The 13013-nt window shown below is 71.2% G+C and carries 12 protein-coding genes and 1 pseudogene; 3 read left to right on the top strand and 10 right to left on the bottom strand.

All coding sequences use genetic code 11. The annotated features are described in order from the left end of the window. The 10 genes and pseudogenes from ACH34W_RS55255 to ACH34W_RS55210 all read right to left on the bottom strand — a co-directional run. A pseudogene (locus ACH34W_RS55255) lies at window positions 1-128 on the bottom strand (sulfate adenylyltransferase small subunit); the annotation flags it as partial. Further along, complete coding sequence (locus ACH34W_RS55250) at window positions 128-1882, bottom strand: glycoside hydrolase family 3 protein (RefSeq protein ID WP_395969334.1); 1755 nt, start codon at window positions 1880-1882, stop codon at window positions 128-130. The gene ACH34W_RS55250 and the pseudogene ACH34W_RS55255, both read right to left, overlap by 1 nt. Next, window positions 1879-3261 carry a condensation domain-containing protein gene (locus tag ACH34W_RS55245; RefSeq protein ID WP_395969333.1) on the bottom strand — a complete coding sequence of 461 codons (1383 nt, stop codon included), beginning with the start codon at window positions 3259-3261 and terminating at the stop codon, window positions 1879-1881. Before ACH34W_RS55245 ends, ACH34W_RS55250 begins: the two co-directional genes overlap by 4 nt. Continuing rightward, window positions 3258-4685, bottom strand: a complete 1428-nt coding sequence (locus tag ACH34W_RS55240) for an arylsulfotransferase family protein (protein ID WP_395969332.1) — start codon at window positions 4683-4685, stop codon at window positions 3258-3260. The genes ACH34W_RS55245 and ACH34W_RS55240 overlap by 4 nt, the downstream gene beginning before the upstream one ends. After that, window positions 4682-5482 carry a thioesterase II family protein gene (locus ACH34W_RS55235; protein ID WP_395969331.1) on the bottom strand — a complete coding sequence of 267 codons (801 nt, stop codon included), beginning with the start codon at window positions 5480-5482 and terminating at the stop codon, window positions 4682-4684. The genes ACH34W_RS55240 and ACH34W_RS55235 overlap by 4 nt, the downstream gene beginning before the upstream one ends. A 2-nt stretch (window positions 5483-5484) precedes the next feature. After that, window positions 5485-6525 (bottom strand): type III polyketide synthase, encoded by a 1041-nt coding sequence (locus ACH34W_RS55230; RefSeq protein ID WP_395969330.1) that lies wholly within the window; start codon window positions 6523-6525, stop codon window positions 5485-5487. 47 nt (window positions 6526-6572) lie between these two features. Continuing rightward, complete coding sequence (locus ACH34W_RS55225; protein WP_395969329.1) at window positions 6573-7922, bottom strand: MATE family efflux transporter; 1350 nt, start codon at window positions 7920-7922, stop codon at window positions 6573-6575. An 8-nt stretch (window positions 7923-7930) separates the two neighbouring features. Next, window positions 7931-8581, bottom strand: coding sequence for a sulfotransferase family protein (locus ACH34W_RS55220; RefSeq protein ID WP_395969328.1), 651 nt, complete (start codon window positions 8579-8581; stop codon window positions 7931-7933). Between the two features lie 139 nt (window positions 8582-8720). Further along, window positions 8721-9380: a response regulator transcription factor gene (locus ACH34W_RS55215; RefSeq protein ID WP_395969327.1), complete on the bottom strand. Its 660-nt coding sequence runs from the start codon at window positions 9378-9380 to the stop codon at window positions 8721-8723. Window positions 9381-9459: 79 nt separating this feature from the next. Beyond that, window positions 9460-10323, bottom strand: coding sequence for an inositol monophosphatase family protein (locus ACH34W_RS55210; protein ID WP_395969326.1), 864 nt, complete (start codon window positions 10321-10323; stop codon window positions 9460-9462). Window positions 10324-10452: 129 nt separating this feature from the next. Between ACH34W_RS55210 and ACH34W_RS55205 the strand changes: the two genes are divergently transcribed. The 3 genes from ACH34W_RS55205 to ACH34W_RS55195 are packed head-to-tail and all read left to right on the top strand — an operon-like array spanning window position 10453 to window position 12931. Continuing rightward, window positions 10453-10716, top strand: a complete 264-nt coding sequence (locus ACH34W_RS55205; protein ID WP_395969325.1) for an acyl carrier protein — start codon at window positions 10453-10455, stop codon at window positions 10714-10716. Between the two features lie 2 nt (window positions 10717-10718). Further along, window positions 10719-11822: a DegT/DnrJ/EryC1/StrS family aminotransferase gene (locus ACH34W_RS55200; protein WP_395969324.1), complete on the top strand. Its 1104-nt coding sequence runs from the start codon at window positions 10719-10721 to the stop codon at window positions 11820-11822. A 2-nt stretch (window positions 11823-11824) separates the two neighbouring features. Next, window positions 11825-12931, top strand: coding sequence for an inositol-3-phosphate synthase (locus ACH34W_RS55195; protein WP_395969323.1), 1107 nt, complete (start codon window positions 11825-11827; stop codon window positions 12929-12931). Window positions 12932-13013: the final 82 nt, after the last annotated feature.

Here is a 13013-nt window from a genome sequence, read left to right as displayed (position 1 = left end):
GCCAGCCGCAGCATCACAATGCTGTCCTTGCCACCCGAAAACAACAACACCGGCCGCTCAAACTCAGCAGCCACCTCCCGGATGATCTGAATCGACTCGGCCTCAAGCACGTCCAACTGGGACAACATCAGCTCTCCCCTGAATCCAGGGATAGCCCGTACCCGTACGGAAAGAGCGGGACCTGTCCGTCACCGTCGTTGATCGGAAGCTGGTCGGTCGAGCGCATCCAGGTCACCGGAAGCCGCCCCGAGGCGGGCACGGCACCGAACAGGACGTCCGCGACACCGTCCCCCTCCGTGCCGGGCAGCCACGCCGCCACGAACGCGTCCCATCCGGGCAGTTCCGCGGCGATGTCCAGCGGCCGGCCCGAGACGAGCACCACCACGACCGGCACCCCGGCCTCGCGCAGCCTGGCGATGGTCTCCAGGTCGCACGCCTCAAGGCCCATGTCACCGGGCAGATCGCCCTCGTCCTCGGCGTACGGCTCCTCGCCGACGACCGCGATCGCGACGTCGAAGGACGAGTCGATGCCCGCTCCTCCGGCGTCGTGGACGACCGTGGCATCGGGGCCCGCAGCGGCGCGAACGCCCTCCAGGATCGTCGTCCCGTCCGTGATCGCGCCCGGTGAACCCTGCCACGAGATGGTCCAGCCACCGCACTGCATGCCGATGTCATCGGCCGCGCGGCCGGCGACGAAGATCCGCCGCGCGCCCGGGGCGAGTGGCAGCAGGCCCGCCTCGTTCTTCAGGACGACCTGGCTCGCGGCCACAGCGCGCCGCGCGAGGGCACGGTGCTCGTCCGAACCGATCAGCTCAAGGTAGGAACGGTCGGTCAGCGGATGCTCGAACAGCCCCTGCTCGAACTTCTTGGTGAGGATGCGCCGGTTGGCGTCGTCGATGCGGGACATCGGCACCCGTCCGGCCTTGACCTCCTCCCGGAGCACGTCGATGAACTGCCGCCACCGTTCGGGGACCATCACCATGTCGATCCCCGCGTTGATCGCGGCGCGCACCTCCTCGCCCGTGAACTCGTCCCGGCCGAAGATCTCGTCGAGGCCGTTCCAGTCGGACACCACGATCCCGGTGAAGCCGAGCTCGTTCTTGAGGACGTCGGTGATGAGGTAGCGGTGCCCGTGCACCTTCACCCCGTTCCACGCGCTGAGCGAGATCATGATCGACCCGACCCCGAGCCGCAGCGCCGCCAGGAACGGCGGCAGGTGCAGGACGCGCAGCTCGGCCTCGGACAGCCGCGTGTCGCCCTGGTCGTCGCCGTCGTCGGTCCCGCCGTCCCCGATGTAGTGCTTGGCGGTGGCCATCACCGACGGCGGCGGGCCGACACGCGGGCCCTGCAGCCCGGCGATGTAGGACGTCATGACCACCGGCAGCTCGGACAGCTCGCCGAACGACTCGTAGGTCCGTCCCCATCTCGGGTTGCGGACGACACCGAGGCAGGGGGCGAAGTTCCAGGTGATCCCGGTGCCGGTGACCTCGCGTGCCACCGCGGCCCCGATCTCGCGGACCAGCCCGGGGTCGCGGGTGGCTCCGAGCCCGATGTTGTGCGGGAAGACGGTCGCGCCGACCACATTGCCGTGGCCGTGCACAGCGTCCACCCCGTACAGGATCGGGATGCCGAGCGGCGTGCGCAGCGCCGCCCGCTGGAGGCCGTCGTACATGTCGGCCCAGGTCTTGGGGGCGTTCGGCTCCGGCACCGACCCGCCGCCCGACAACACCGACCCGAGCCGGTACGCGGTGACGTCGGCCTCGTCGCTCTCCAGCCGTTCGGCCTGGGTCATCTGCCCGATCTTCTCGTCCAGGCTCATCCGGGCGAGGAGGTCGTCGACCCGTTCGGCGACCGGCAGAGCGGGGTCCTGGTAGCGCATCATGCGACAGGGTGGGGCAAGGCCCATGCCGGGGCGCCGTGCGGGTCGCCGAGGACGATCTCGTCCAGCCGGACGTCACGCTCGGCCAGTGTGGTCAGGAGCCGTTCGAGCCTGTCCAGGTAGATGCGAATGCCGAAGGACGGCAGGTGCGCCGTGTCAGCGAACAGGCTGAGCCGGACCGCCGCGGGGTCGTCCGGGACACTGAACGCCTCCAGGAAGAAGGAGCAGGTCGCTCTGTCGACCTTCTCCTCCCACTCGAACGAGGAGGGCGCGGGCTCCTGCTCCTGCGGCCCGGTCTCGTTCCGGGTGGGCGTCCACAGGTCGTTGAAGCAGACGTCCAGATCCACCTCGTGCTCGGCGAGGATCGAGTCGATCCGCCGAGGGTCGTAGCGGCCGTTCCGCGCGGCGCGCAGCGAGGCCACCCGGGCTGCCTCCAGTACTCCCTGGAAGGTGTCGGCACGCAGGTCGACGACCAGCGGCGTCTCCTGACTCAGGTTGCCGACCGCGCGGCGGAACTCGGGGCGGCCGCGGTTGCTCGCGACGGTGCGCACCGAGCACCGGTCCTTGCCGGTGAGCCGGCCGACGAGGACCGCCATCGCGGCGAGCAGGATGTAGGAGGTGCCGACGCCGGTGCGCTCGGCCGCCTTCTCCAGCATGCGCGCGGCGACCTGCGAGCGGAGCCCGCCACGCCAATAACGAGGATCAGCGGGAGCGTTACCGGCACCGTCGAACATCCTGGCCGGAGCCTTGGACAGCTCACTGTGCCAGTGGCCCAGGGCCCTTTCCAGTACGCGCCGCCCAGCGTCAGAACCCTCCAGTTCGGCCAGGTCGATCGGGTGCAGGGGCGGTCCCGCCGGTTCATCCCCGCCGAGCAGTTCGACCAGCTCGCCGTAGAGGACACTCGCGCCCAGAAAGTCCGATGACAGGTGTGACATCCCGTACAGGATCGACACCGGCACGCCCTCGACCGTGCCGATCCTGGCCCGGAAGGGCAGCCCGTCGGACAGGTCGTACGGCTGGTCCAGATAGGGCCACCAGCTGCCGGTGATCTCGGCGGCACTGGCGCCGGGCTCGATGGCGACCACCTCGAACTCCGCCTCGCCCGCGGGCACCACCTCCTGGACCGGCGTCCCGTCCGGGCCGACCCGGTAGCGGGTGCGCAGCGACTCGTGCCGTTCGACCAGCCGGCCGAGCGCGGCGAGGACCTGCTCGACCGTGCTGCTGGGCGGCAGCGGCCCGCCGTTGATCATGTTGGCGAAGGTGGGGACGCCCTCCTGGCCGATCACGGCCTCGGACCACATCTCGAGTTGGCCCCAGGTGAGCGGGCCGGTCGCGGCTCGCTCACCCTTGAACGGCACCCGGTGCCTAGTGATCTCGCTCATCGGCCGCTCACCTCCGCGAGGGAGACGACGGCCGAGGATCCGATCGGCTCGCCGGCCCCGTTGAGAGCCTCCACCTGCACGAAGGCGGCGTCGCTCGCCGTGCCGGGCAGCGCGATCGGCGTGTCCAGCCCGTTCCAGTCCGCGTGTGCCACCTGCTCCAGCGTGTCCGCGGACGACCCGGCGAGCAGGCGCCAGCGGGCGATGTCCGTCGCGCCGTTCCACACCGCGTGCACCGCGCCGTCTTGGACGACCGCGCTCGGCGGATCTGCAGGGCGGCCGTCCCAGGCGAACTTGTAGACCCGGTACGAGCTCCACTCCTCGGGCAGCTGCGCGTCGAACAGCAGGTTTCCGTCCGGGGCGAACTCCGAGATCCGGCCGGTCGGCCCCCATGTGACGATCGTGCCTCCGCCGGGCAGATCCTGCGCTGCGCCCTCGCGCGTGGTGGACAGGTGGCCGGGATGGGTGAGGTCACGGACCAAAGTCGTCTCGCTGCGCGCGGCGTCGACCCGGATCCAGGCGACCCGCGACTCCCAGCCCGGCCACATGTCGACGGTCGCGTTGTCGAAGACCTTGATGACGTCGGGCTCGGCCCAGGTCGCGTCGTGCTGCCAGCCGAACCGCACGCCGGTGCCGAGCGGGAAGGTGCTCTGCCTGCCGCCGAGCCGCCAGACGACCTCGCCGGTCCGCCGGTCGACCTTGTAGAGGGCGGAGGTGTAGCGGCCCGAGATGAGCAGGTCGCCGTTCGCGTCCTCGTCCACCGAGTTGAGGTGGAGGTAGTCGTAGGGCAACGGCAGCAGCCCGTACGGGATATCGGACTCGGTCACCGGGATGTGGTCGAGACTGCTCCACTGCCACACCACCGTGCCGGTGGGGATGTCCACCTCTTCGATGACCCCGTCAAGGATCCTGCCGTCCTCCGGCCCGCCGACGTGCGTCAAGTCCATCGTCCGCGGCAAGTACGACATGAGCAGCGCGGTGCCGCGCGAGGTCAGCCTGAACTCGTGGAGGTCGGCCGGTCCCGAGCCCTCCACCGTGGCGATGACCTGGTAGTTCTCGTCGACGATGTAACCGACGCCGCGTCCGTGGCTCATGTCGTGGAAGGTGCCCTGCCACCAGGTCAGCACCGGACGGCCTCGGTAGAGCTGCACGCGCAGGTCGGCGGCCAGCTGCCCGTCCGGCACGGGATGGAACCACACCGGCTTGCCCTGGCCGTCGATGATCAGGGGCCCGTGCGGGGCGTCGAGGGCGTGCGGGCTCTGCGGCGTGGTGAGGTAGACGCCGGGTTCGGTCCCCGGCCGGTTCTGGAGGATCTCGAAGGCGGGCGCCTCCGGAAGGGACGCGATGCGGGACGCGGTACGGGACGGTGCCGCGAGGGTCGCCGTCGCCGTCCCGCCCGGGGCGGCGCTCTGGTCGGTGTGGATCACGCGTGACTCTCCTCTGAGCTGTGAACGGGCAGGTCGGGGCGGTACGCCTCGCCGGCGGTCACGGCGAGGCGGTCGCGGATGATCCGGGCGATCCGGTCCCGGTGAGCGTCGACGAAGAAGTGGCCGCCGGGGAGGACGTGCGAATCCCCGCCGGCCGCGCCGTGGTCCCGCCAGGCCAGTGCGTCCTCGACCGGCGTCATCGGGTCCTCGTCGCCCACCAGCACGACGATCGGGCACGTCAGCGGCGGGCCCGGCTCGTACCGGTAGGTGTCGATCGCCTCGTAGTCGCCTCGCAGCACCGGCAGGATCATCCGGGTGAGCGCCCGGTTTCGCAGCTGCCGGGCGTCCATGCCGCCGAGAAGCTCGATGTCCGCGAGGATGTCGGTGTCGCTCATCGGATGGACGCACTTCTGGGCACTGCGCGACGGCGCCCTCCGCCCGGCGGCGAAGAGCACCGGGGGCTGCTCGGCCAGGTCGCGCACCACCTCGAAGGCGACCATGGCGCCCATGCTGTGGCCGAAGCAGGCGGGCATCGGGCCCAGCGCGGGCAACTCGGCGCGGATCTGGGCAGCCAGCTCCCGCAGGTCGAGGAGCACCGGTTCCCTATGGCGGTCCTGCCTGCCGGGGTACTGGACGGCGATGACCTGGATGTCCGGGCTCAGGATCTCCGACAACCGGTGGTAGGCGTTGGCCGATCCGCCCGCGTGCGGAAAACACAGCAGCCGGGGCGCGTCCGCGGCGGCGGGGTGGAATCGGCGGAACCATCCGGCGCCACTCGTCCGGGGAACGTCCGCCATGGTCACGCACCGCGCAGCAGGACGGCCCAGACGGTGGCCCCCGGCCCGAACGCCAGAGCGACGCCGTGCTCCCCGGCGGTGAGCGGGCGGGAGTCGAGGAGGCGCCCGAGCACGCCGAGCACCGCGGGAGCGGCGGTGTTGCCGTACTCGCGCATCACCGCCCGCGAAACCTCCACCGAATCGGCCGGCAGGTCCAGTTCCTCACTGACCCGGTCGATGATGCGCCGCCCGCCGGGATGCAGCGCCCACCATCGGACGTCCTCGCGGCCGAGGCCGTGCCGGGCCAGCATCCGGTCGGTCGGAACGGCGACGGCGGACGCCGTCACGTCAGGCATGGTCGGGGCCAGCCTGATGTGGAGACCGTGGTCCCCGAGGTGGACCTGCAGGTCGTCGGCGAACTCGGGAACGTAGAGCATCTCAGTGTCGACGACGTCCAGGCCTGTCATGCCCTCCTCCCCCGGGCGCACGACGACGGCGCAGGCCGCATCGCCGAACAGGGTGAGCACGACCGCCTGCTCCTTGTCGTACGGCGGGGGCTGCAAGTGCGGTGAGAACAGGTCGACGCAGAGCAGGACCGCCGGACGCCGATGGACCTCGACCCAGTTGCGGACCGTGGACAGCGCGGGAAGTGCGGCATAGCAGCCCATCGGACCGAGCGACTGGAACTCGGTGCCGGGCCGCATGCCGGTTTCGTGCACCAGCACGTCCAGGCCGGGGGCGGAATGCGTCGTGGTGGTGGCGGTGACCAGCAGACCGACCTCTTCGGCCGGCAGGCCGTCGCGGTCCAGGGCCCGGCTGATCGTCTCCCGGCCGAGGATCCGTGCGTGGGCAAGGCTCGTCGCCATGCGCCGCGCGGTGCTCCAGCGGCGGGGGTCGTCGGCGAACGGATTGACGGCCATCCCCTTGGCGCCGATGGCCGAGTTGCGGACGATCTCCGCGACGTGGTCGGCGCCGGGGTCGCCGGCGAAGAATTCGGCGAACTCCTCCATCTTGACTTGCGGCGGGGAGCCGAACGCGATGCTGGTGATCCGGGCGGTGGGCATGACGGCCTCTCAGTGATCGTGGGTAGAACGGACACGGGAGAGCGGGATCAGTCCGGCCCCATGGCGGATGCGGGGACGGCGCCGCGGGCCGGTCCCGGCTCGTCCTGGAGCCTGCGCCGGTCCTGGCGGCGGGTGAACGCGAGCGCCGCGATCATCGCCAGCAGCCCGGTGGCGTTCATGCCGCTGATCGTCACGTACAGCGGGGTCGGGCCGTCCGCACCGGCGCTGGCCAGCGCGCCGATGGCGACCGAGCCGACGACGTAGAACACAGCCCCGGCGAGCGCGACCAGCGCGCCGCCGGTCTGCTCCAGCGCCATCAGCGCGGTGAGCACCAGGCCGAACACCAGATAGCTCGGTCCGATGATCGCGATGTAGTGGGCCGTCTGGCCGGCGACCTGGTCGCTCTCGGCGGTGAGGTGGCCGATCACATCGCGCAGCAACCACAAGACCGGAACGATCACGGCGTACACCGTCATCGTGAGCTGCAGCGCCGCGGTCAGCACCGGCGTCAGCGGCCGCCCCTCCCCCGCGCCGAGGCGCTGGTTCATCAGGATCGCCGCCGCCGACCCCAGCACCATGGCCGGCATGATGACCAGGTTCTGGACGGTGGTCGCGGTGGCGAACCCGGCGATGACGTTCGGCCCGAACGGCGTCAGCATCATGATGAACGCGAAGTTCATCCCGAACATCACGAAGTTGACCAGGCTCACCGGCACGCCGGCCCGCAGCAGGAACCCCGGCACTTCGGGCTGCCAGCCCCGCCCCTTCAGCAATCCCCGGCGTGCCAGGGCCACGGTGCCGTACATCCCGGCGACCAAGCCGTTCAGCGCGGTGGCCAGTGGCAGCGCGGTGGCGCCGAGGTCCAGGCCGAAGCCCAGCACCGCCAGCCCGCCGATCTCCACCGTGGTGCTCACCGCCATGATCACCGCAGCGGGTCCCGCCTGGCCGCTGCCGCGCAGCACCGCTGAGCACAGCACCGGCCATGCCAGCGTGAGGTTGGCCAGCGACATCGACCGCAGGAACGTCACGAAGTCGCCCTTGCTCTGGGCGGTCGCGCCGAGAAGGTCGCCGAGGGCGCCCGCACCCACACTGAGTCCGCCCCCGAGCACGACGCCCGCGGCGAGCCAAAGGACCCCCACGGTCAGCAGCGTGGCGGCCACATCGTGCTCGCCGCGGCCGGTACGCCGCGCGGTGACGGTCTGAGCGGTCACGTCGAAGGCCATCTGCACGGCGAAGAACAGGAACGCCAAGGGGAAGTAGAGCGAGCGAAGTTGGATGGCCTCCTCGCCCATCCAGCCCAGCATCGCGACGATCACGATCGGGACCAAGATGGCGAGGAGTTGCGCGAGAGCCATCGGCGCTGCGAGCCGGGCGACCTGATGCCGCTGCGGTGTCATGAACACAATCAGGTCGTGGTGGTCATGGCGCCGGTGACGTGCTCACGCAGCTTGGAGTCGAACTCGTCCTTGTCGTTGGAGCGGGGGAACGGCACGTCGGGGACCGGGACGTCCAGGAACCGGCACAGCGGCTCCCAGCCGTCAGCGATCTCGAAGACCAGCAACCGCTCCGGATCGACCTCCCGCCGCACCGCCTCGTTGTGCTCCCTGAAGACCCGCATCGCATGCTCGGCGTCGGTGAACAGCCCGCCGAACTGGCCGTCCCACACCACCTCGCGGGACATCGTCTTCATGTCGCGGATCACCGGCGTGGGAGCCGGGGCGGGGTCGACCGCGGCGCGGTGAATGGTGGCTCGGGCGCTGTCGTACCAGCGCTGCGGATCCCGGACGGTGAGGATGACCTTCGCCTTCGGGTACCGGGCGACCAGATCCCGCCAGAAGCGGACGCCGGGCCAGTCGACGCTCGACCGGTACCCGCGGTACACCTCCTCCCAGTCGACGGGCCCGCCCTGCGCGGCCCGCCGCCACATCGGGATCTCCTCGGGGTGCTCCAGCATCCCGAGCATGTGGTGGCACGGGCCGAAGCCGAGCGTCTCCAGGGCGGCCTTGAGCGAGAACGTGCCGGTACGGCCGAACCCGGCACCGATGACTTCGAGCATGAGGCCTTCCTCTGGTCATGCCGGGCGGGCTGTCCGCCCGGCTCCGCTCACGCTCGCTCCTGAGGGCGGGTCCGGGTAAGCCACCGATGGCCGCGCGACCAGCCGCAACAAATGTGCATATCCGGATTGCCAGGCCCGGTCAGGCGGCCGAGACCATCCCCTGCTTGATCGCGATCACCACGGCGGCGGTGCGGTTGGGCGCGCCGAGCTTCAACATGACGCTGGTGACCAGCCGCTTGGCCCCGTGATCGGAGATCGACAGCCGGCGCGCGATCTGCTTGTTGCTCATCCCCTCGGCGAGCAGCACCAGGGTCTCGTTCTCGCGGGGGGTGAGGACGGCGGGCCGCACGGATCCGGACGGCACCGGCGAGCCGGCGCGGGCCAGCAGTTCGCGGCCCACCCGGGCGGGCATCGGCATCTCGCCGAGCATCATCCGGTCCAGCGCCTCGCCCAGGGCGGGCGCGGTCAGGTCCTGCTGAATGAGGAAACCGTCGGCGACGGACGCGCCGCCGAACGAGGAGCCGGAGGCGGCCTCGGTCTCGTCGAGCAGCAGGAGCACCTTGGTGCCCGGCGAGGCCGCAGTGAGCTCGGCGGCCACCGCGCCTTCCGCGCTGGTCACGACGAGTACGTCCACATCGCCACCGGCGACTGCCGTCTCGGCCGAGGGCCGGGTCGTGCAGTGGCTCACCGACCGGATGCGGGGCAGCAGGTGCAGCACGGCCTCCAGGCCGCGCCCGACGACAACGTTCCGCACATGGATGACGACGTTCAGGCGGTCGGTCATGGTGTCTTCTGGCATCACGTTCGTGCTCTCCTTATGTGACGGTCGTACGCCCCTTTCGTCCAGGGCCCTGCCATGAAAGGCGACGGCGGATCGGTCAGGCCAGAGGGTTGTCGTCTTTCAGCCATCCACCGAGATACGGGAACCTCGTCATCGCCTCGACGACCTCCGCCCCGAGCGCCGCCAGCTCGGGACGCCAGGCGACGAAGGCACCCGGCCGGTGGGCGGACGGCGGATCGGGCAGAGCGACGAAGGTGCCCTCGGCGGCAGTGACCAGCACGCGGCCCGCGGCGCAGTCCCAGGCGTAGGCGTCGGGCGTGACGGCCATGTCCGCGCGGCCGGTCGCGACGTAGGCGAGAGCGAGGGCCGCCGAGCCGATCCGCCGGACGTCGGCCGCGGCCACCAGCTCGGCCAGCAGCTCCAGCTCGGCGGGGTCGGGCGCCGTCCCCGGACGTGGCACATCGGAGAGCACCATCGGCACCGCCCGCGGCGACGGCTGCTCGACGGAGCGTCCGTTGCGCAACAGCAGGCCGCGGACCGCCGTGTACATCTCGTCGCGAGCGGGCTCGTAGACGCAGCCTCCGACAGGTTCCCCGCCGATGGTCAGCCCGACGGAGACGCAGAACAGCGGCACCCCCCTGGAAAAGTTATGGGTACCGTCGATCGGATCGACGTACCAGCGGACGTCCGGCCCGCCTTCGACGCTCCCGTCCGCACCGGCCTCCTCGCCGACCACGACCGAGCCCGGGCAGGCCTCCGCCAGCTCCGCCCTGATCATCACCTCGGCCGCCGCGTCCGCGTCGGTGACGACGTCGTGCGTGTGCGTACCGGCCTTGGCGCGCGCGTCCACGCCGCGTTCGAAGGTCGCCAGCAGCTTCTCGCCCGCCCGCCTCGCGGCGCGCGCAGCCGCCTCCACCAGGGCTGTCACGTCCAGGTCGTCGCGTTCGTCCGGAAGCGTCATCCGGTCACGGTAGCGCCGGGCATGCCCATCCAGGCACCGCACAAGCGCGGCGGGTCAGGGGTGACGGCGTCGCCGACCGGCCGGTGACACTGGCGGCGACCGGCTCACCGAGCAAGCGAGGAGGCCCGTATGACGGGGTCGACCCTGACCACATCCGCCGACGAGCTGCGGACCTGGCTGATCCAGCGGATCGCCGAATATCTGGAGAAGGACCCGGCCGAGATCGACGCCGAGGCGACCTTTGAGGCGCAAGGCCTGGACTCCATGGCCGCGCTGACTCTCTGCGACGACATCGAGGATCAGATGGGCCTGGTGGTGGAGCCCACCTTGGCCTGGGACCACCCGACCATCGACGAGCTGGCGGCCTTCCTGATCGAGACCGCCGCCGAGTAGCGATGGAGCTCAGGCAGCGGCGCTGGCCGCCCGAACCCGGCGAGGACGAGCTGAAGCTCCTCGGCGAGGTGGCACGCTCGCGGATCTGGACGGACGGACCCTGGACCGCGGAGGTCGAGCGCCGTATGGAGCAGCTGACCGGCGCACCGCACGCGGTGGCGTTCAACAGCTGCACCTCGGCGCTGCACGCGGCGCTGCACGCGATGGGCTGCGTCCGCGGCACCCGCGTGGCGATGCCCGCACTGACGTTCGCCGGCACCGCCACCGGGGCCGCGCACATCGGCGCGGACCTGGTCTACGCGGACGTACGGCCGGACACCCTCACGCTGGGGCCACCGGCGGACCTCCCCGAGTCGGACGTCGTCGTGGCCGTCGATCTGCACGGCGTCCCGCACGGGCTTGATCGGGAGCGCATCGCGGGGCGGCCCGTGCTGACCGACGCGTGCCAGTCGATCGGGAGCACGCTGGGCGGCCGGCACGTCGGGGCGGCCGGCACGCACGCCTGGTCGTTCTCCTCCGCCAAGCTCATCGCCGCCCCCGACGGCGGTGCCGTCACCACCGGCGACGCCGGCCTCGCGGGGCGGCTCCGGGAACTGCGCGACTACGGCGTCCCGGCCGGCGAATCACGCTCCAACGCGGCCGTGGTGTGGGCGGGCGGGCACAACTGGCGCCCCACCGAACCGTCCATGGCGATGGTCGCCCATCGCCTGGAGCGGCTGGAGGGGTGGGCGTCGCGGGCCCGTGACGTCACCGATCGTGTCCACCGGACGCTGGACACGATCGGACTGTGGCGCCAGTCGCCGGGCGAGGCCGCCCGCCCTGCCTGGCACAAGATCCGCCTCGGCCCCCCGGGGTGGGACCGCGAGCACGCCGCCAGGATCGAACAGGCCCTGGCCGAGGCCGGCGTGCCGACGCACCGCTGGGGACTGGTGCCGCTGCACCGCCACCCGGCCTTCACCCCGGCCGGCGGCGCGGAGCTGCCGGTCACCGAGGCCGCCGCCGCGGGCACGCTGTGCCTCGGCTCGGAGGCCGCTCCACCCATGACCTGGACCGACGATGAGGTAGAGCAGGTCTGCCGCATCCTGGAAACGACAGCAGGAAGCTGAACATGGATACTCCACTTGTTCGAGTCGGCATCATCGGCGTGGGGAACTGTGCCCGCGCCCTGCTCGAGGGCACGGCCTACTACCGCTCCGCGCCCGAACTCTCCGCCGGGCTGATGTTCCCCGCGGTCGGCCCGTACGGCGCCGGCGCCCTGGAACCGGTCGCCGCCTGGGATGTCGATGTCGAGAAGGTCGGCAAGGACCTGTGGTCCGCGCGCGCCGCCGGGCAGAACCTCGACATCGGCATTCCGCAGGGCGACCTGCTCCCGCTCGGCGCCGACGTGCGCGTACAACGGGCTCCCACGCTGGACGGCGCCGGGACCAAGTACCGGGAGCGGATCACGCTCGCGGCCTCGGACACCGACGAGGACCGCGCAGCGATCATCGAGCAGATCCGGTCCGCCCAAGTCGACGTCCTGCTCAACTACCTCCCGGTGGGCTCGCAGGAGGCCACCGAGTGGTGGGCCGGGGTCGCGCTGGAGGCGGGCGCCGGATTCGTCAACAACGTGCCGGTCTTCATCGCCCGCAAGGAACACTGGCGGACGGCGTTCCGCGCGGCGGGCCTGCCGCTCATCGGCGACGACATCAAATCCCAGCTCGGCGCGACCTATCTGCACCGGGTGCTGGTCCGCGCCTTCTCCGACCGCGGCATCAGCCTGGACCGCACCTACCAGTTGAACGTCGGCGGCAACATGGACTTCTACAACATGCTGGAGCAGGAGCGGCTGGCCTCAAAGCGGGAGTCCAAGACCTCCGCGGTCACCGACGCCTACGCCGGTGACCTGGCCGGCGAGAACGTCCATATCGGCCCCTCGGACTTCGTTCCGTTCCTCGGCGACACCAAGAAGGCCTTCATCCGCTGCGAGGGGCGCGGCTTCGGCGGCGCGCCGATCGAGATGGAGATCCAGCTCACCGTGCCGGATTCGCCGAACTCGGCGGGGGTGGTCATCGACGCCGCCCGGATCGCCAAGCTCGCCATGGACCGCGGTGACACGGCCGTCGACGAGTGGGTGTCGGCGTGGTTGTTCAAGGCCCCGCCGCATGAGGTGGCCCAGGAGTCCGACCAGATCGCCCGGGAGCGGCTCGTCCAGTGGATGGCCGACGAGCACTGACGTGCATCCAGGCGGATCCGGAGCGGATCCGAGGACGGGGACGGCCGGGCCGCGCACCCGCCGCCCCGCCGTCCCCCTCCAG

This window comes from Actinomadura sp. 6N118, from assembly GCF_044326415.1.
Lineage (GTDB): Bacteria > Actinomycetota > Actinomycetes > Streptosporangiales > Streptosporangiaceae > Spirillospora.
This window is presented reverse-complemented; position numbering and strand designations above follow the sequence as displayed.

Coding starts and splice junctions, on each gene's coding strand:
- ACH34W_RS55250 (WP_395969334.1), bottom strand. CDS start 1,882: ATGATGCGCTACCAGGACCCCGCTCTGCCGGTCGCCGAACGGGTCGAC.
- ACH34W_RS55245 (WP_395969333.1), bottom strand. CDS start 3,261: ATGAGCGAGATCACTAGGCACCGGGTGCCGTTCAAGGGTGAGCGAGCC.
- ACH34W_RS55235 (WP_395969331.1), bottom strand. CDS start 5,482: ATGGCGGACGTTCCCCGGACGAGTGGCGCCGGATGGTTCCGCCGATTC.
- ACH34W_RS55230 (WP_395969330.1), bottom strand. CDS start 6,525: ATGCCCACCGCCCGGATCACCAGCATCGCGTTCGGCTCCCCGCCGCAA.
- ACH34W_RS55225 (WP_395969329.1), bottom strand. CDS start 7,922: ATGACACCGCAGCGGCATCAGGTCGCCCGGCTCGCAGCGCCGATGGCT.
- ACH34W_RS55220 (WP_395969328.1), bottom strand. CDS start 8,581: ATGCTCGAAGTCATCGGTGCCGGGTTCGGCCGTACCGGCACGTTCTCG.
- ACH34W_RS55215 (WP_395969327.1), bottom strand. CDS start 9,380: ATGCCAGAAGACACCATGACCGACCGCCTGAACGTCGTCATCCATGTG.
- ACH34W_RS55210 (WP_395969326.1), bottom strand. CDS start 10,323: ATGACGCTTCCGGACGAACGCGACGACCTGGACGTGACAGCCCTGGTG.
- ACH34W_RS55205 (WP_395969325.1), top strand. CDS start 10,453: ATGACGGGGTCGACCCTGACCACATCCGCCGACGAGCTGCGGACCTGG.
- ACH34W_RS55200 (WP_395969324.1), top strand. CDS start 10,719: ATGGAGCTCAGGCAGCGGCGCTGGCCGCCCGAACCCGGCGAGGACGAG.
- ACH34W_RS55195 (WP_395969323.1), top strand. CDS start 11,825: ATGGATACTCCACTTGTTCGAGTCGGCATCATCGGCGTGGGGAACTGT.